We start from the raw sequence: 17,736 nt of genomic DNA on the forward strand, positions 1-17,736 counted from the left end.
ATCCGCGCACCCGTTGCATGATCGGCCGCATGGACTTCGGCGTCGTGACGTTCCTGACCGACTACGGCCCCGCTCCCGTCGAGCTCGGGCGGGCCGTCGAGGAGCGCGGGTTCGGCGCGCTGATGCTCACCGAGCACACCCACATCCCGACGAGCCGCGAGTCGCCGTGGCCCGGCGGGCCCGAGCTCCCCACCCGCTACTCCCACACCTACGACCCGTTCGTCGCGCTGGCGGCGATCGCGGCGACGACCGAGCGGATCGCGCTCGGCACCGCGGTGTCGCTGGTGGCGCAGCACGACCCGATCGTGCTGGCCAAGGCCGTCGCGAGCCTCGACCGGATCGCCGCCGGCCGCTTCGAGCTCGGCGTCGGCCCGGGCTGGAACGCCGAGGAGATGGCGAACCACGGCGTCGACCCGAAGCGGCGGACCGCGCGGATGCTCGAGCACGTCGAGGCGATGAAGGCGATCTGGACCCGGGACGAGGCCGAGCACCACGGCACCTTCGTCGACTTCGACCCGATCTGGTCCTGGCCCAAGCCGACGCGCCTGCCCCCGGTACTCATCGGCGGCGGCGGGCCGACGGTGCTCGACCGCGTCCTGTCCCACGGCGACGGCTGGATCCCGCTGCGCGTGCCCGTGTCGGGGCTCGAGGAGTTCGGCGCGCGCGTCGCCGAGCTGCAGCGCCGCGCCGCCGACGCCGGGCGCGGGCACCTGCCCGTCACGGTCTACGGCGCGTCGCCGAAGCCGCAGGCACTGGATTCCTACGCCTCGGCGGGCGTCGACCGCGTGCTGTTCGAGCTGACCGACCCCGGCCCGGGCGAGACGGACGCGGTGCTGCGCGAGCTCGACACCCTGGCGGTGCTGCTGCCGTAGGCGCGCTCAGTGCCCGCCGGCCGCCCGCACGTCGTCGCTCTCGGCGCGCGCGACGCGGCCGGCGGCCTCGCGCACCGCGACCTCCAGCTCCCAGCGCCGGGCGGTGAACTCCGCCCGCGACACCGTGACACCGACGGCCGAGCGCACCACCCCTCCGGGCCCCGTCACCGGCGCCGCGACGCCCGCGGTGCCCGCCCGGTACTCCTCCACCTCGACGGCGACGCCCGCCGAGCGCACCCGCATCAGCTCGCGGTCGAGCCCGCGGCGCTCGACGAGCGTGCGCGAGGTCAGCCGCGGCATCCCGTAGGGGGCGATGAGCTCGCTGACCCGCGCCGGGCGCAGCGGGGCCAGCAGGACCTTGCCGCCGGCGGTGGCGTGCGCGGGCGTGGGCTCGCCGACGTCGAATCCATCGGGGCGGGGGTGGTCGGCGCAGTCGTCGACGGCGGCCACGACGATGTCGGTGTCGCGGAAGACGACCAGGTGCGCGGTGGCGCCCAGGTTCTCGTGCAGCTCGTGCAGCACCGCCCGCACCGGCGACGGCGGCCGCACCTGGTCGGCCAGGCTGCGGTGCAGCTCGGCGATCCGGTAGCCCAGCCCGTAGCCGCGGCTCTCCTGCAGCCGGACGAGGTAGCCCTCCTGCACGAGCACGCCCAGCGCGCGGTAGACCGTCGGCAGCGGACAGGCCAGGCGCCGCGCGATGGCCTTGGCGGTGACACCGTCCCCCGCCGCGGCGACCGCCTCGACCACCCGCAGCGCGCGCGTGATCGACGTGCCGGTGCTGCGCTCGGGCTCCACGCCCCCAGTCTCCGGTCCCTCAGGCACCCGGCGCCAGCAGCATCCGGGACCACGGCTCGGCGAGGTGCGTTCGACGAGCGCATCCACCCGGCCGTCGACCGGGCCTTCGGCCGGCGCCCGGCCTCCGGCGACCCGGTGGTGCACCACCTCGACGTGGTCGACGCCCGGGGCCGCTCCTGCAGGCGCAGCGCTGAGGCGGGATCATCGCGGGCATGGACGACGACACGCTCCACCGCCGCATCGACGAGCTGGTCGCCGAGGAGCACCGCCTGGAGCGCTCCCACATCGGCACCGCCCTCTCCCCCGAGGAGAAGGACCGCCTCGACCAGCTCGGCATCCAGCTCGACCGCTACTGGGACCTCCTGCGCCAGCGCGACGCCCGCCGCCGCGCCGGGCAGGACCCCGACGGCGCCCACGAGCGCGACGCCGGCACCGTCGAGGGCTACCGGCAGTAGTCCGCGTGCAGGTCACCCCTCTGACGCCGGAGCGGCTCGCCGACGAGGTGGTCGGGCTCGTCGCGGCCCGCCCGGGGCGGGTCCGCCTCGCCGTCGACGGGCCACCGCCGACCCGGCCCGAGGCGCTCGCCGCGCGCGTCGCGGACGACCTGCGCACGCTGGGGCGCAGGGCCGTCGTGGTGGCCGCCGCCGACTTCCTGCGCCCGGCCTCGGTGCGCCTGGAACACGGCCGCGAGGACCCCGACGAGCTCCTCGACGGCTGGCTCGACGCCGCCGGGCTGCGCCGCGAGGTGCTCGACCCGGCGGTGTCGACGGGCCGGGTCCTCCCCCGGCTCTGGGACGCGGCCGCCGACCGCGCCTTCCGCGACGGCTACGCGCAGCTCCCGCCCGACGGGGTCGTGGTCGTGGCCGGCGCGCTGCTGCTCGGGCGCGGGCTCCCGTTCGACCTCGCGGTGCACCTGCGCATGAGCGACGCGGCGCTGGCCCGCCGGACCGCCGACGACGAGCGGTGGACCCTGCCCGCCCACTCGCGGTACGCCGCCGAGCGCGACCCCGCGGGGCACGCCGACCTCGTCGTGCTGGCCGACCACCCGGACCGGCCCGCGGTGCGACGGGCCTGATCGGCAACCGCTCGGCGACGCCACGGCGGTGCTCGGCGAACGGCCGCCGGGCCCGGTAACGGAAAAGGGGCCCCTCTCGGGACCCCTCCGGTGATCTGTGGGCGAGGAGGGAGTTGAACCCTCACGTCCTTTCGGACACACGGACCTGAACCGTGCGCGTCTGCCATTCCGCCACTCGCCCTGGCAGGTGGAAAGCTAGCACGGGGCCCGGCGACCCCCGGCGCGGCCCCCCGCATCGGGGGGCGACACGCTGCGGGCTATCACAGATACGATCGGTGCCGTCAGCAACACGCCGTTGCGAGCGAAGGGAAGATCGGTTGGGCCGCGTCGGGAGGTTCGAGCGCCGTCTACAAGGGATGGTGGGCGACGCTTTCGCACGTGTTTTCGGTGGCAGCGTCGTCCCCCAGGAGGTCATGCAGGGGCTGATGAGGGAGGCCGAGGACCACATCGAGCAGCTCGCGGGCGGGAGACTGCTCGCGCCGAACCGCTACACGGTGCTGCTCGGGCCCGCCGATTTCGATCGCATGGCCGGTGACACCGCTCAGATCGTCGACTCGCTCTCGAGTTACGTCACCGAACAACTCGCCGACCAGGGATGGGACACCTACGGCGAGGTCGTAGTCTTTCTGGAGCGCTCCGATGCGCTGCACACGGGACAGTTCCGCACCCGCTCGTCCGTGGACCCCGACGCTTCCCGCCGGGACGCCACGCGAGCACGCGACGCAGGAGAAGCACCCATGAGCCAGCAACCGGGCCACCCCGAGGAGAACGGGCAGTACGGCTACGACCGTCCCGCCCCCGGCGGATACGGGCAGCAGACGTACGCCCCTCCCGCCTACGACCAGCGCCAGGGGGGGTACGACCAGGGCGAGCAGCCCCCGCAGGCCTACGGCCAGCAGCCCGGCTACGGCCAGCAGGGCTACGACCAGCAGGGCGGCGCACCCGACCCCTACGGCCAGCAGGGCTACGGACAGCCCCAGCAGGGTGGCTACGGCGGCCAGCAGCAGCCCGGGTACGACCAGGGCTACGGCCAGCAGCAGCCCGGCTACGACCAGGGCTACGGGCAGCCCGGCTACGGGCAGCCCGGCTACGGCCAGCAGCCCGGCTACGACCAGGGCTACGGCCAGCAGCAGCCCGGGTACGGCCAGCAGCAGCCCGGGTACGACCAGGGCTACGGGCAGCAGCAGGGTTACGGCCAGCAGGGCTACGGCCAGCAGCCCGGGTACGACCAGGGCTACGGGCAGCAGCAGGGCTACGGCCAGCAGGGGTACGGCCAGCAGGGCTACTCGGCCACGCTGAGCCTCGACGACGGTTCGGGTCGCAACTACGAGCTCACCCAGGGCAGCCACGTCATCGGCCGCGGCCAGGAGTCGGCGTTCCGCCTCCCCGACACCGGCGTGTCGCGCCGTCATCTGGAGATCAGCTGGGATGGTCAGTCGGCCACGCTCACCGATCTCGGCTCCACGAACGGCACCACCGTGAACGGCAACCCGGTGCAGACGTGGCAGCTCAACGACGGTGACGTCATCCGGGTCGGGCACTCCAGCCTGGTCTTCCGGACCCAGTAGTCGTCTCCGAACCCCAGAACGGAGTTCTCCGCGAGTGCCCGAGTTGGTGCTGCAGCTGACCAGGGCGGGCTTCCTCGCTCTCCTCTGGCTGTTCGTGCTGGTCGCACTCCGGGTGGTGCGGTCGGACCTCTACGCCGCGTCCGGACTCCGGTCGATGCTGCCCGGAGGCGGACGCACCGCGCCGCGCGGCGGGGGGCGCGGCCGCATGCCGCGCCAGCTCCTCGTGACCGCCGGCGCGCTGGCGGGCACCCGGGTGTCGTTGGAGGACTCCCGGCCGATCCTCATCGGCCGGGCCGACGACTCCACCCTGGTGCTCGACGACGACTACGCCTCGACCCGCCACGCGCGCATCTCCCTGCAGGGAGACGAGTGGTACGTCGAGGATCTCGGGTCGACGAACGGCACCTACCTCGACCGGGCTAAGGTCACCGGACCCACCCGGGTCCCCCTGGGAGTCCCTGTCCGCATCGGCAAGACGGTGATCGAGCTCCGATCATGAACCGGTTCCCTTCCGGGCCCGCCGACCGAGCCGCCGGAGCCGCCCGATGACGCTGGTCCTGCGCTACTCGGCCCGCAGCGACCGCGGGCTCGTCCGGCAGAACAACCAGGACGCGGTCTACGCCGGTCCGCGGCTGCTCGCCCTCGCCGACGGCATGGGCGGCCACGCCGCGGGTGAGGTCGCCTCGTCGCTGGTGATCTCCGCGCTCGCCCCGCTCGACGAGGACGACCCCGGTGACGACCTGCTCCGCGAGCTCCGCGAGGCCACGGTCGAGGGCAACGCCGCGATCACCCGGCACGTCCGCGAGGCGCCCGATCTCGAGGGCATGGGCACCACGCTCACGGCCATCCTGTTCGCCGGCTCCCGCCTGGGGCTGGTGCACATCGGCGACTCGCGCGCCTACCAGCTCCGCGGTGGGACCTTCACCCAGATCACCAAGGACGACACGTTCGTCCAGTCGCTGATCGACGAGGGCCGGATCACCGAGGAGGAGGCGCACACGCACCCGCAGCGCTCGCTGCTGCTGCGCGCCATCACCGGTCAGGACATCGACCCGTCGCTGACCATCCGCGAGGCCCGCCCCGGCGACCGCTACCTGCTCTGCTCCGACGGCCTGTCCGGGGTCGTGAGCGACGAGACGCTGGCCGACACGCTGCGCGGCTACCGCGACCCCCGCGAGTGCGCCGACCGCATGATCGAGCTCGCGCTGCGCGGCGGCGGTCCCGACAACATCACCTGCATCGTGGCCGACGTGCTCGACATCGAGTTCGGCGAGGACGCCCCGATCGTCGGCGGCGCGGCGGGCGACGGGCGCGACGACGACGGCCCCCGGCCCGACTCCGCGGCCGCGCGCGCCTCGGCCACCACGCTCACGCGCCCCGCGCCGCAGCGGGTGGCGCAGCCCGCGCAGGCCCCGGCCGTCGCCCGCCGGTCCCGCACGAAGATCGCCGTCGCGGCGGTCGCGGTACTGGCCGTGCTCGTCGGCGGCGCGCTGCTCGCCCGGATCTGGGTGCTGCAGCAGTACTACGTCGGCGCCGACACCGACGCCGTCGCGATCTTCCAGGGCGTGCAGGGCGAGGTGCTCGGCGTGCCGCTGCACCTCGTGGCCGAGCGCACCGAGATCGCGCTCGACGACCTCCCCGAGTCCGACCGCTCGCTCGTGCGCGGCGGCATCGACGCGGCCGGCCTCGACGGCGCCCAGGGCGTGGTGGAGCGGCTGCGCACCAAGATGCTCGAGCCGTGCCCGACCCCGACCGCCCCGGCGCCCGAGACGGCGCTGGTGCCGACGCTGCCCGACGTGACCTACCCGGACTACGGCTCCACGCCGCTGCCGAGCGTGCCGCCCGAGCCGGGGATCAACTGCCGGCCGGTGGGCTGACGTGGCACGGGTGGGTGGGCAGGTCGAGGCGCGGGAGCAGGCAGGCCCGCCCACCGGCCGCACGATCGAGCTCGTGCTGCTGGCGTTCGCGGCGGTCCTGGTCACCGGCGCGCTGGTGCTCGTCGAGGCCAACCAGGAGCAGACGCTCACCCTCGACCTGCTACTGATCGGCGTCGCGTACCTCGCGCTGCTGGTGGCGGCCCACATCGCCGTCCGCCGGCTCGCGCCCTACGCCGACCCGCTGATCCTGCCCGCGGTCGCGCTGCTCAACGGCCTGGGCCTGGTGATGATCTACCGGCTCGACCTCGCGAAGGCCGACCGCGCGGTGGCGCTGGGCAACGACCTGCCGACGCTGCTGTGGCCGCGCCAGGTCGCCTGGACCGGCGTCGGCCTGGTGCTGTTCGTCGCCGTGCTGTGGGTGGTGCGCGACCACCGCAAGCTCGCCGCGTACGCCTACACCGCCGGGTTCGCCGGCCTGGTGCTGCTCGCGCTGCCGGGCGTGCTGCCGTCGTCGATCTCCGAGGTCAACGGCGCGAAGATCTGGCTGCGGCTGGGCATCTTCTCCATCCAGCCGGGCGAGTTCGCGAAGATCCTGCTGATCATCTTCTTCGCGGCGTTCCTCGTGCAGAAGCGCGACCTGTTCTCCACCGCGGGGCGCCGCTTCCTCGGCATGGAGCTCCCCCGCGCCCGCGACCTCGCGCCGCTGCTCGTCGCCTGGGCGTTCTCGGTCGGCGTGCTCGTGCTCGAGCGCGACCTCGGCACGTCGCTGCTGTTCTTCGGCATCGTCCTGGTGCTGCTCTACACCGCCACCGAGCGCATCTCCTGGATGCTCATCGGGCTGGCGTTCTTCGCGGCCGGCGGCGTCGTGGCCTACCAGCTGTTCGGCCACGTCCGGACCCGCGTGCAGATCTGGCTCGACCCGTTCGCCGACTTCGACGGCGCCGGCTTCCAGATCGGGCAGGCCCTGTTCGGCCTGGGCACCGGCGGGCTGGGCGGCACCGGGCTGGGCGCGGGCCGCCCCGAGCTCGTGCCGTTCGCCGAGAGCGACTTCATGCTGTCCTCGCTGGGCGAGGAGCTGGGCCTGATCGGCCTGGCCGCGGTGATGGTGATCTACCTCGTGCTCATCACGCGCGGCCTGCGCAGCGCGCTCGCCGTGCGCGACAGCTTCGGCAAGCTGCTGGCCACCGGGCTCGCGTTCACGCTCGCGCTGCAGGTGTTCATCGTCGCGGGCGGGGCGTCCAAACTCATCCCGCTGACGGGCCTGACGCTGCCGTTCCTGTCCTACGGCGGCAGCTCGCTCGTCGCCAACTACGCGCTGGTCGCGCTGCTCCTGCGGATCTCCAACGCCGCCCGCGCACCGCTGCCGCGCCGTCCGGCCACCCCGCTGCCGCCCATCGCGGAGGCCGGCACGGAGCTGGTGGAGCGCCCCTCGTGAACACCCCGGTCCGCCGCATCGCCATCGCCGTGATGGCGATGATCCTGCTGCTCATGGCCAACCTGACCTACGTGCAGGTGGTCAAGGCCGGCGACTACCGCACCGACCAGCGCAACCAGCGCGTCCTGCTCGCCGAGTACTCGCGCCAGCGCGGGCAGATCAGCGCGCAGGGCCAGGTGCTCGCGCGCAGCGTCGAGACCGACGGTCAGTACCCCTACCAGCGCGAGTACCCCGACGGCCCGGCGTTCGCGTCGGTCACCGGGTACTACTCCCTGATCTACAGCGCGGGCGGCCTGGAGCGCGCGGCCAACGACGTCCTCAACGGCAGCGACGACCGACTGTTCACCCGCCGCCTGTCCGACCTCATCACCGGGCGCGACCCGAGCGGCGGCAACGTCGTCACCACGATCGACCCCGCCGTGCAGCAGGCCGCCTACGACGAGCTGTCCGACAGCGGCTACACCGGCGCGGTCGTGGCCCTGCAGCCCGCCACCGGCGCGATCCTGGCGATGGCCTCCACCCCGTCCTACGACCCGGGGCCGCTGGCCAGCCAGAGCGCCACGGTGCAGCAGCAGGCGTGGGCCGAGTACACCGAGGCCTCGCCGCCGGTGCTCACCAACCGCGCGATCCAGGAGGTCTACCCCCCGGGGTCGACGTTCAAGCTGATCGACGTCGCCGCGGCGCTGGAGAGCGGGCGCTACACCCCGGACAGCCCGCTCACCGCGGCGTCGAGCATCACCCTCGCCGACACCGCCACGCAGCTGCAGAACTTCAACGGCAACCAGTGCGGCACCGGCCAGACCGCCTCCCTGCGCGATGCCCTGCAGCGCTCGTGCAACACCGCGTTCGCCGAACTCGCCGAGCAGCTGGGCGAGGAGGCGCTGCGCGACCAGGCCGAGGCGTTCGGCATCGGCACCGAGGACATCGCGATCCCGATGGGCGTCGTCCCGTCGACGATCGGCGACATCGAGAGCACCGCCGCGCTGCAGCAGACGAGCATCGGCCAGCGCGACGTCGCGCTCACCCCGATGCAGAACGCGATGGTCGTCGCGGCCATCGCCAACGGCGGGCGGCTGATGGCGCCCTACCTGATCTCGGAGATCCAGGGCCAGGACCTGGAGACGCTCGACACGACCGCACCCGACCAGCTCGGCCAGGCCGTGAGCCCCGGCGTCGCGCAGACGCTGACCGAGCTGATGGTCAACAACGAGAACAGCTACCAGGGCGCCGGCAAGATCCGCGGCGTCCAGATCGCGGCCAAGACGGGCACGGCCGAGCACGGCGTCGACCCCAAGTCGACGCCACCGCACGTCTGGTACGTCGCGTTCGCGCCGGCCGAGAACCCGCAGGTCGCGGTCGCGGTGCTGGTGGAGTCGGGCGGCGACCGCAACAACCTGGCCGCTACCGGCGGTGCCGTGGCGGCACCGATCGGGCGCGCGGTGATCGGCGCGGCGCTGCGGGGGTCCCAGTGAGGGGCGGTGCGCGGTGAGGGCTCTCGCGGCGGGGCTGCTGATCGCCGACCGGTACCAGCTCGACCGGCGGATCGCCGTCGGCGGCATGGGTGAGGTCTGGGAGGCCTCCGACACGCGCCTGGGGCGCAGCGTCGCGGTCAAGGTGCTGCGCCCGGAGCTGTCCGACGACGAGGAGTTCCTGCACCGGTTCCGGATCGAGGCGCGCACGGTCGCGTCGCTGGACCACACCGGGATCGCGGCCGTCCACGACTACGGCGAGGACGACCCGTCCGACAGCGGGCGGCGCACCGCGTACCTGGTGATGGAACTCGTGCGCGGCGAGCCGCTGTCGGCCGTGATCGCCCGGGGCCCGATCGACACCGCCGAGACGCTGCGGATCATCGAGGAGACGGCCCGCGCGCTGCAGGCCGCGCACGAGCGCGGGTTCGTGCACCGCGACGTGAAGCCGGGCAACATCCTCGTCCGCTCCGACGGCCTCATCAAGATCACCGACTTCGGCATCGCGAAGGCCGCCGACGCCGTGCCGGTCACGCGCTCGGGGATGGTGATGGGCACCGCCCACTACATCGCGCCCGAGCAGGCCAGCGGCGCCGAGGCGGGCCCCGCGGGCGACGTGTACTCCCTGGGCATCGTCGGCTACGAGTGCCTCGCCGGGCACCGGCCGTTCCGCGCCGACAGCGCCGTGGCCGTAGCGATGATGCAGGTGCGCGACGAGCCCCCGCCGCTCCCCGACACGATCCCGCTGCCGGCCCGCGAGCTCATCGAGTCGGTGCTGGTCAAGGACCCGACGCAGCGCTACGCCAGCGGCGGCGAGTTCGCCGAGGCCGTGGCCGCCGTGCGCCGCGGGGAACCGATGCCGGTGCCGTCCGGGCTCACGCCGCACGGCGGCTCCGCTCCGGTGACCACGCCGTCGCGCAGCCGGCGCGCGACCTCGCCGCCCCCGGCGTTCGAGCCCGACGACCGGTACGTCGGGCCGGCCGACCGGTACTCGGCCGACCGGTACCGCGTCGACGCCCGCCCGGCGGAGGCGTACGGACCGTCCGACGACGGTGAGGTCTACATCGCCGACCGGCCGTACGAGCCGGCCCGGCGGGTACCCGCGGGGCCGACGGAGCCGCTGCGGCTGCAGCCCACGTCGGGGCCGGGGCGGGGCCTGCTGATCGTGCTGTTCGTGCTGCTCACCGTCGCCGCGGTGGTGGTGGGCATCTTCGTGCTCCGGGCCTTCGGCGAGGAGGAGCCCGGGGCGGGAGCGGGGATCCGGGTGGGCCCGACGCCCACCGTGGTGATCGACACGGGGAGCGGCCGGTGAGCCCGCACAACCGGCCGACCGGCGCTCGGGGGGCCGTCGCTGCACCCGGTCCGCACACCGCGACCGGCATGATGACCTCGTCCACCCGAACCTCCCAGAGGCCGCGATGACCACCCCCCGCCTGTTGTCCGAGCGCTACGAGCTGGGCGATACGCTCGGCTACGGAGGCATGTCCGAGGTCCACCACGGCCTCGACACGCGGCTGGGCCGTGACGTCGCCATCAAGGTCCTGCGCGCCGACCTCGCCCGTGACCCGCAGTTCCAGATGCGGTTCCGCCGCGAGGCGCAGAACGCCGCGGCGCTCAACCACCCCGCGATCGTCGCCGTGTACGACACCGGCGAGGTGCAGAGCGAGTTCGGGCCGCTGCCCTACATCGTCATGGAGTTCGTCGACGGGCAGACGCTCCGCGAGATCGTCAAGACCACCGGGCCGATGAGCCAGCAGCGCGTCATCGAGGTCATGGCCGACGTGTGCGCCGCGCTCGACTTCAGCCACCGGCACCAGATCATCCACCGCGACGTCAAGCCCGCGAACATCATGATCAACAACGCCGGCGCCGTGAAGGTGATGGACTTCGGCATCGCCCGCGCGCTGGGCGAGGGCCAGAACGTCACGCAGACCGCGGCCGTCATCGGCACCGCGCAGTACCTCTCCCCCGAGCAGGCGCGCGGCGAGGCCGTCGACGCCCGGTCCGACGTCTACGCCGCGGGCTGCGTCCTGTTCGAGCTGCTCACCGGGGAGCCGCCGTTCACCGGCGACACGCCCGTCGCCGTCGCCTACCAGCACGTGCGCGAGGACCCCCGCCACCCGTCGGAGCTCAACCCCGAGATCCCGGCCGCACTCGACTCGGTGGTGCTCAAGGCGCTGTCGAAGAACCCGGCCAACCGTTACCAGTCGGCCGCCGAGATGCGGTCGGACCTGGTCCGCGTCCGCAGCGGGCAGACGGTGATGGCCCCCGCGGTCATGAGCGAGGACGAGCGCACCGCGATGCTCGCCAGCCAGACCGGCCCCACCCGCCGGATCAACGGCGGCCGCCACACGCTGCCGCCGTCGGCCCCCGCCTACTACGACGACGAGGAGCCGCGCCGCAACACGGGCCGGATCGTCGGCATCGCGGCCGCGGTGGCCATCGCGCTGGCCCTGATCGGGTTCGTGGCCTACCAGATCTTCGGGGGGCCGGCCGCGCCGGAGCAGTTCGCGATGCCCGACGTCGTGGGGCAGGAGCAGGAGGCCGCCCGCACGGCCCTGATCAACCTCAGCCTCAACCCGACGGTGCAGGCCGAGGAGTCGTCGGTCGACGACCAGGGGCGCGTCGTGCGCACCGACCCACCGGCGACCTCGCTCGTCGAGGAGCGGCGGGCCGTCACGCTCTTCGTCGGGTCCGGGCCCGCCGTCGCCGCCGTGCCGCCGCTGGCCGGGCTCACGATCACCGAGGCCGAGACGGCCCTGGCCGCCCGCGGGCTGACCCTCGGGGAGCAGACCCCCGAGGAGACCCGCGACGAGGCGCTGATCGACAAGATCATCCGCTCGACGCCGGCGGCGGGAGCGGATGCGCCCGGTGGGAGCGCGGTGGCGGTCGTCGTCGGGACCCGCCCGACCACCGTCGCGGTGCCCGACGTCACCGGCCAGGGCCGCGACCAGGCCCGCTCGGCACTGGAGGCGGCAGGCTTCGAGGTCGCCGAGACCGAGGTCGACGGCGGCGGCGAGAGCGGCGACGTCCTCGGCACCAACCCGGCCGCCGGCACGCAGGTCGCACCCGGGTCGACGGTCACCCTGCAGCTCTCGCGCGGCAACCAGGTGCAGGTGCCCGACCTCGTCGGCCTCGACCGCAGTGACGCCCTGCGCGCCCTCCAGCAGGCCGGCATCAGCCTGAGCGACGTCGACCAGCGCGAGCGCGACGTCAGCGACAACAGCCAGGACGGCCGCGTCATCGAGCAGTCCGTGGCACCGGGGCAGTCCCTGGAGGACGGCGACGAGCTCACGATCACCATCGGCGACGCCGGCGGCGGGTTCTTCGGCGGCAACTGAGTCGCGCGCCGGGGCACAATGATGCCCATGCGCGTGCTCGTGATCGACAACTACGACAGCTTCGTCTACAACCTGGTCCAGTACCTGGCCCAGCTCGGGGCGGAGACCACGGTCCGCCGCAACGACGAGGTCGACCTCGACGAGCTCGACGACGTCGACGGCGTGCTGGTCAGCCCCGGCCCGGGCACGCCGGAGCGGGCGGGCACGAGCGTCGAGGCGATCCGCCGCTGCGCCGACCGCGCTCTGCCGCTGCTCGGGGTCTGCCTGGGCCACCAGGCCATCGGCGTCGCCTGGGGCGGGGTCGTGGAGCGCGCGCCGGAGCTCCTGCACGGCAAGACGTCGCTGGTGCACCACACCGGTGACGGCGTGCTCGCCGGCCTGCCCGACCCGTTCGTCGCCACGCGCTACCACTCGCTGTCGATCCGCCCCGGCACCCTGCCCGCCGAGCTCGAGGTCACCGGGCGCACGGAGACCGGCGTGATCATGGCCGTGCGGCACCGCGAGCTGCCGATCGAGGGCGTGCAGTTCCATCCGGAGTCGGTCCTCACCGAGGGCGGGCACCGGCTGCTGGCCAACTGGATGACCGCCGCCGGCCACGCGCCCTCCCCCGCCGACGTCGACGCCCTCACCGCCGAGACCGCCGCTCTGAGCGCGCGCGCCTGACCCCGTCCGGGGGCGCGCGCGATACCGTGTGGGCAGAGTCCGGCGCGGCGCGCGCCGGTGACGCCGTCGACGAGGTCTGCACATGCCGAAGAGCAAGGTCCGGAAGAAGCCCGTCTACACGCCGCCCGCGGGCGACAGGCGGACGACCACGCCGGTCAAGGTCAAGGGCCCCACGAACCCCGTCTACGTGGCCGTCTTCCTGGGTCTGATGCTGCTCGGACTCGTGTGGCTGGTGGTCAACTACCTGGCTGTGGACTACATCCCGTGGATGGCCGCGTTGGGCCCGTTCAACTTCCTCATCGGCTTCTCACTCATCGTGATCGGGCTCCTGATGACGATGAGATGGCGCTGACCTGCGAAAATACAGGGCTGTAAGTAGTACACAGTGTGGACAACCGCTGTGGACAAACTACCGTGAGTGATCACGACTCGGCTGTTCGGTCCTGGAGCCCGGCGCCCGGACTCGTCGTCCTGGGGTGGCTGGCGGCGGCCGCGGCGACGGCCTGGTGCGTGCTGCTGGTGACGTCCGGCGCCGACCCGGCGGGGCGCCTGCTGGCCGGATGCGCGGCGGCCGGGCTCGCCCTCGCGGCCCTGTACGGCACGCGGGCGCGGCCCCGGCTGCGCGTCGACGCCGACGGGCTGACGGTCGGCGGGCTGCTGCGCGCGCGGCACCACCCCTGGCCGCTCGTGCAGGGCGTGCGGGTGCTGCGCACGCGCCGCTTCGGCCGGGAGAGCTCACTGCTGGAGGTCGACACGGTCACCGCCGACGGCGGGGAGCGGCTGCTGCTGTTCGGGCGCCTGGACCTCGGCGCCGACCCCGAGGACGTCGCCCCGGAGCTGATGGATCTACGTCCCCGCTAGCACCGCGCCGGCCGCGATGACGACCACCAGCACCGCGGCGATCGCGGCGAGGCCACCGGCCTGCAGCGGCGCGCGCCGGGCCGGCGGGGCGTAGACGAGCACGGCGGTGGCCGCGGCGCCCGCGATCATGCCGCCGACGTGGGCCTGCCAGGAGATGCCCGGGACGAAGAACCCCAGGGCGAGGTTGACGACGAGCAGGCCGCCGACCTGGTTGAGCGGCCGCTTCAGCCGCACGAGGGCGACGGCGAGGCCGCCCATCAGCCCGAACACGGCCCCGGACGCACCGGCCACGTACTCGCCGGGCCCGTAGAGCAGCATCACCGCGGCAGCGCCGCCGAGCATCCCCAGCAGGTAGACCGCCAGGAACCGCCCGCGACCGAGCAGCCCCTCCATGTCGCGGCCGATCACCCACAGCGCGAACATGTTGAACGCGAGGTGCACCGGGCCGATGTGCAGGAAGCCCGACGTGATCGTCCGCCACCACTCGCCCGCGGCCACCGTGCCGGGCGAGAGCGCCCACTCGACGAACAGCGTTGAGCGGCTGTTGGTGGAGATGTTCCCCGCCTGCGCGGCCGTGACCGCGAAGACGAGCAGGTTGAGCACCACCAGGGCGGGCACGACCAGCGGCCGCGACCCGGGGACGGCGCCGGCCACCGTGGTGGCCCGGCGCACGCCCTGCTGCCCCTGGTGGACGCAGTCGACGCACTGGTACCCCACCGCCGCCTCCCGCAGGCACTCCGGGCACGACGGGCGCCCGCAGCGGGTGCACGCCAGCCCGGTGGGCCGGTCGGGATGGCGGACGCACACCGCCGGTGCTCCGGTGGGCGGGCCGGCGGGGTGGGTCACGGCGCCTCGTTCAGGAGATCTCGACCTTCTGGATGACGACGTCGGTCAGCGGCCGGTCGGACCGGTCGGTGCTGACGGCGGCGATCTTGTCGACGACGGCGCGCGACTCGGCGTCGGCCACCTCACCGAAGATGGTGTGCCGGCGGTTGAGGTGCGGCGTCGGGCCGACGGTGATGAAGAACTGCGAGCCGTTGGTGCCGGGGCCCGCGTTGGCCATGGCCAGCAGGTACGGGCGGTCGAACTGGAGTTCGGGGTGGAACTCGTCGGCGAACTGGTAGCCGGGGCCGCCGCGGCCGGTGCCGGTCGGGTCGCCGCCCTGCAGCATGAAGCCGCTGATCACGCGGTGGAAGACCGAGCCGTCGTAGAACGGGCCCGAGTCGCCGCCGCTCGCGTTGGGCTGGGTGTAGTCGCCCTCACCGGTGGCGAGCCCGACGAAGTTCGCGACCGTCTTGGGCGCGTGGTCGGGGAAGAGGGTGATGGTGATGTCGCCCTCGGAGGTCCGCAGCGTCGCGGTGTTCTTGGCGTTACCTGGTTCCGTCACGCCTCCATGGTGCCAGCACCTCGGTGAGGAAGGTCGTGACGGTCTCCTCGTAGGCTGCGGGGTCGGCGTTCCACGCCGCCGTGTGCTCCAGGCCCGCGACCTCGACGTAGCGCATCGACCAGTCCAGCCCGGGCGCCGCGGCGGCCAGCGCGCGGCTCGCGGAGACCGGCACGGCGGTGTCGTCGTCGGTGTGGACGAGCAGGGTCGGCGGGCGGACGGCGGGCGGTCGGCGGCGCAGGTCGAAGCGGTCGAAGTCGATGCGGATGCGCCGGCTCGTGATCGCCGTGGCGAGCGGGGTGAGGCCGGGGGGCAGCCGCCGGTTGCGAGCCTGCAGGCGCAGGGTGGCGCGCCAGTCGACGAGCGGGGCGTCCCAGACGACGGCGACGACGTCGGCCGCTTCCGTCGAGCGGTCCAGGAAGGCCCCGGTGATGGCCCCGCCCATCGACCAGCCGTAGAGCACGATCCGGCGGGCGCCCCGGGCCCGCCCGAACCGCACCGCCGCCTCGACGTCCTCCCACTCGGCGTCGCCGAGGTGGTCGCGGCGGTCGGGGCTCGCCGGCGCGTCGCCGTCGTTGCGGTAGCTGACCACCAGCACGGGCAGCCCGAGCGCGTGCAGGGCCGGGAGGACCCGCAGCGCCTCGCGCCGCGACCCACCGCGCCCGTGCACCGCGACGACCCAGGTGTCGGCGTCGCCCGGCACCAGCCATGCGGGCGCCGGGCCGAGCGGAGTCGGCACCTCGACGTCGGAGAACGCGAGCCCGCGGGCCGCCGGGTCGGGGTCCCACGGCCCGGTGTCGAGCACGGCGGCCGTGCCGGCGACGGGCACGTCCCCGCCGAGCAACGGACGGCGCACGGTGCCGTCGAGGACCTCGCGCACCGGGCCCACCCGGGCGAGGCCCCCGACCCACCGCAGGCCCCAGGTACCGGGCTGGCGGGTCAGGCGCGACTCCGCCAGCGACACGACGCCACCGCTCACCCCGAGCACGCGCTCGGGGTAGACGACCTCGCGCCGGGTGTCGAGCAGGACACCCGAGTAGAACCACCCGATCCCGCCGAGGCCGGCCCCGATACCCACACCGGCGCCCGCCGCAGCGAGCCTTCCCACCACCGTCACGGTGTCGATGATGAACGACACGCCGGGTTCCGGACGAGCCCCACCATAACGAGTGAAAGACGATGACGGTCACGTTAAGTGCACACCCGGTCGCTGAACGCCTCGTTGATCGTCCTGACACCCCAAGCGTCTGAAGGGACACCTCGCATGAGCAGCCTCGCTCGGCGCAGCCTGCGCACCACCGCCGCCGCGGCCGGAATCGCCGCCCTCGGCGTGGGCTTCGCCGGCCACGCCTTCGCCGCCCCCGCGCTCCCGGCCCTGCCGGGAACCGAGGGCCTGAGCGAGGCCGGCCTCCCGGCCGCGCCCGCCCTGCCCTCCGCCCCCGAGGCGCCCGCCCTGCCCTCCGCCGAGGGCTGGAGCGTCCCCGGCGTCGTCAACTTCGAGATGCCGGCCGTCAACACCGCCGCCCCCGAGCTCCCCGCCGGTGACGCGTTCGCGCTGCCGACGGCCCCCGAGCTCGCCGCGCCCGAGGCTCCCGCCGCCCCCGAGCTGCCCGCCGCCCCCGAAGCCCCCTCGACCTCTCCCGTCGTGAACACCGGCGAGGGCGTCGAGGGCCAGTTCAACGGCCCGGCGCCGGAGGGCTTCGGTCAGAACCAGGTCGGCGCGATGGCCGCCATGGACATGGCCACGATGCTGGCCGAGATGGCGCAGAGCGGCGCCGGCGGCGGCTCCATGACGGAGAACCAGCAGATCGGCTGATCCCGCCTGCTCCGACGGCCCGTCCCTGCACCCCGGTGCGGAGGCGGGCCGTCCGCTTACCCCGCACGTCATCGACCCGACGACCCCGCTGCACGACAGTTCCTGTCAGGACCTCGACGACAGGAGCGCACACCATGAGCACCCTCGACACCGCCACCCACGACTCCGCCACCCGCACCTCCGACGGCGGCCGCCTGCTCCGCCGGGCGCTGCGGCTCGACGCCGCCGCCTCGGGTGCACTCGGCGTCGTATCCCTCGCCGCGGCACCCGCGCTCGTCGACCTGCTGGGCCCGCCCGCGCCGGTGCTCGTGGGGGTGGGCGCGTTCCTCGTCGTCTTCGCGGCGGGGCTGCTCGTCCTGGCCGCCCGGCCGGTGGTGCCGCGCCCCGCGGCGTGGACGGTCGTGCTCGGCAACGCCGCGTGGGTCGCCGGCAGCGTCCTGGCGACGGTCGTCGCCGGTTCCTCACTCACCGGGCTCGGCGTCGCGGTCGTGCTGGTGCAGGCCGCGGCGGTCGCGGTGTTCGCCGACCTGCAGTGGCTGGGCCTGCGACGGATGCGGTGACCGCACCCGCGAGCCCCCCG

General features: G+C 74.0%; 19 protein-coding genes and 1 tRNA gene. 15 read left to right on the top strand and 5 right to left on the bottom strand.

What is annotated here, in order from left to right; all coding sequences use genetic code 11:
* Positions 1–29 precede the first annotated feature (29 nt).
* Entirely contained in the window at positions 30–872 is an 843-nt protein-coding gene (locus tag I4I82_RS14680; protein ID WP_218589962.1) for an LLM class F420-dependent oxidoreductase, read from the top strand.
* Positions 873–878: 6 nt separating this feature from the next.
* Here I4I82_RS14680 and I4I82_RS14685 read toward each other — a convergent pair whose 3' ends face one another.
* Positions 879–1,667 carry an IclR family transcriptional regulator gene (locus I4I82_RS14685; protein WP_218589963.1) on the bottom strand — a complete coding sequence of 263 codons (789 nt, stop codon included), beginning with the start codon at positions 1,665–1,667 and terminating at the stop codon, positions 879–881.
* A gap of 212 nt (positions 1,668–1,879) precedes the next feature.
* On the opposite strand from I4I82_RS14685, the gene I4I82_RS14690 reads away from it, so the two are divergent.
* Together I4I82_RS14690 and I4I82_RS14695 are read left to right on the top strand one after the other, a co-directional pair.
* On the top strand, positions 1,880–2,122 hold the full coding sequence (locus tag I4I82_RS14690; RefSeq protein ID WP_218589964.1) for a DUF2630 family protein: 243 nt from the start codon (positions 1,880–1,882) through the stop codon (positions 2,120–2,122).
* Between the two features lie 5 nt (positions 2,123–2,127).
* Complete coding sequence (locus I4I82_RS14695; RefSeq protein ID WP_218589965.1) at positions 2,128–2,742, top strand: nucleoside/nucleotide kinase family protein; 615 nt, start codon at positions 2,128–2,130, stop codon at positions 2,740–2,742.
* A 98-nt stretch (positions 2,743–2,840) separates the two neighbouring features.
* Here the strand turns inward: I4I82_RS14695 and I4I82_RS14700 are convergent.
* A tRNA-Leu gene (locus tag I4I82_RS14700) sits at positions 2,841–2,923 on the bottom strand.
* A 136-nt stretch (positions 2,924–3,059) separates the two neighbouring features.
* Between I4I82_RS14700 and I4I82_RS14705 the strand changes: the two genes are divergently transcribed.
* The 10 genes from I4I82_RS14705 (at position 3,060) to I4I82_RS14750 (ending at position 13,956) form a co-directional block, all read left to right on the top strand.
* Complete coding sequence (locus I4I82_RS14705) at positions 3,060–4,310, top strand: FHA domain-containing protein (RefSeq protein ID WP_218589966.1); 1,251 nt, start codon at positions 3,060–3,062, stop codon at positions 4,308–4,310.
* A gap of 34 nt (positions 4,311–4,344) precedes the next feature.
* Entirely contained in the window at positions 4,345–4,809 is a 465-nt protein-coding gene (locus tag I4I82_RS14710) for an FHA domain-containing protein FhaB/FipA (protein ID WP_172156053.1), read from the top strand.
* 46 nt (positions 4,810–4,855) lie between these two features.
* Positions 4,856–6,187 carry a PP2C family protein-serine/threonine phosphatase gene (locus I4I82_RS14715; RefSeq protein WP_218589967.1) on the top strand — a complete coding sequence of 444 codons (1,332 nt, stop codon included), beginning with the start codon at positions 4,856–4,858 and terminating at the stop codon, positions 6,185–6,187.
* A gap of 10 nt (positions 6,188–6,197) precedes the next feature.
* Positions 6,198–7,622, top strand: coding sequence for an FtsW/RodA/SpoVE family cell cycle protein (locus tag I4I82_RS14720; RefSeq protein WP_218589968.1), 1,425 nt, complete (start codon positions 6,198–6,200; stop codon positions 7,620–7,622).
* Positions 7,619–9,094: a peptidoglycan D,D-transpeptidase FtsI family protein gene (locus I4I82_RS14725; RefSeq protein ID WP_218589969.1), complete on the top strand. Its 1,476-nt coding sequence runs from the start codon at positions 7,619–7,621 to the stop codon at positions 9,092–9,094. Before I4I82_RS14720 ends, I4I82_RS14725 begins: the two co-directional genes overlap by 4 nt.
* 13 nt (positions 9,095–9,107) lie before the next feature.
* Positions 9,108–10,403 carry a serine/threonine-protein kinase gene (locus I4I82_RS14730; RefSeq protein ID WP_226370061.1) on the top strand — a complete coding sequence of 432 codons (1,296 nt, stop codon included), beginning with the start codon at positions 9,108–9,110 and terminating at the stop codon, positions 10,401–10,403.
* A gap of 106 nt (positions 10,404–10,509) precedes the next feature.
* Entirely contained in the window at positions 10,510–12,432 is a 1,923-nt protein-coding gene (gene pknB, locus I4I82_RS14735; RefSeq protein WP_218589970.1) for a Stk1 family PASTA domain-containing Ser/Thr kinase, read from the top strand.
* Positions 12,433–12,459: 27 nt separating this feature from the next.
* The gene (locus tag I4I82_RS14740; RefSeq protein ID WP_218589971.1) at positions 12,460–13,095 is read left to right on the top strand and encodes an aminodeoxychorismate/anthranilate synthase component II; all 636 of its coding nucleotides are present in this window, start codon (positions 12,460–12,462) and stop codon (positions 13,093–13,095) included.
* Between the two features lie 82 nt (positions 13,096–13,177).
* Positions 13,178–13,447 (top strand): cell division protein CrgA, encoded by a 270-nt coding sequence (crgA, locus tag I4I82_RS14745; protein ID WP_218589972.1) that lies wholly within the window; start codon positions 13,178–13,180, stop codon positions 13,445–13,447.
* 62 nt (positions 13,448–13,509) lie between these two features.
* On the top strand, positions 13,510–13,956 hold the full coding sequence (locus I4I82_RS14750) for a PH domain-containing protein (protein ID WP_218589973.1): 447 nt from the start codon (positions 13,510–13,512) through the stop codon (positions 13,954–13,956).
* On the opposite strand, the gene I4I82_RS14755 is transcribed toward I4I82_RS14750, so the two are convergent.
* Genes I4I82_RS14755 through I4I82_RS14765 form a run of 3 tightly spaced genes read right to left on the bottom strand, consistent with a single transcriptional unit; the run spans position 13,942 to position 16,457 of the window.
* A complete protein-coding gene (locus I4I82_RS14755; protein ID WP_218589974.1) occupies positions 13,942–14,802 on the bottom strand; it encodes a rhomboid family intramembrane serine protease in 861 nt (286 codons plus the stop codon). The two genes, I4I82_RS14750 and I4I82_RS14755, sit on opposite strands and share 15 nt — an antisense overlap.
* Positions 14,803–14,812: 10 nt before the next feature.
* On the bottom strand, positions 14,813–15,343 hold the full coding sequence (locus I4I82_RS14760) for a peptidylprolyl isomerase (protein ID WP_218589975.1): 531 nt from the start codon (positions 15,341–15,343) through the stop codon (positions 14,813–14,815).
* Positions 15,327–16,457 (bottom strand): alpha/beta hydrolase family protein, encoded by a 1,131-nt coding sequence (locus I4I82_RS14765; RefSeq protein ID WP_226370062.1) that lies wholly within the window; start codon positions 16,455–16,457, stop codon positions 15,327–15,329. Before I4I82_RS14765 ends, I4I82_RS14760 begins: the two co-directional genes overlap by 17 nt.
* Before the next feature lie 147 nt (positions 16,458–16,604).
* Here I4I82_RS14765 and I4I82_RS14770 point away from each other — a divergent pair, with 147 nt between their 5' ends.
* Both I4I82_RS14770 and I4I82_RS14775 read left to right on the top strand, forming a co-directional pair.
* Positions 16,605–17,156 carry a hypothetical protein gene (locus tag I4I82_RS14770; protein WP_218595797.1) on the top strand — a complete coding sequence of 184 codons (552 nt, stop codon included), beginning with the start codon at positions 16,605–16,607 and terminating at the stop codon, positions 17,154–17,156.
* A gap of 134 nt (positions 17,157–17,290) precedes the next feature.
* A complete protein-coding gene (locus I4I82_RS14775) occupies positions 17,291–17,716 on the top strand; it encodes a hypothetical protein (protein ID WP_218589947.1) in 426 nt (141 codons plus the stop codon).
* The last annotated feature ends 20 nt before the right edge of the window (positions 17,717–17,736 follow it).

It is taken from the genome of Pseudonocardia oceani (assembly GCF_019263585.2).
Taxonomy (GTDB): Bacteria; Actinomycetota; Actinomycetes; order Mycobacteriales; family Pseudonocardiaceae; genus Pseudonocardia; species Pseudonocardia oceani.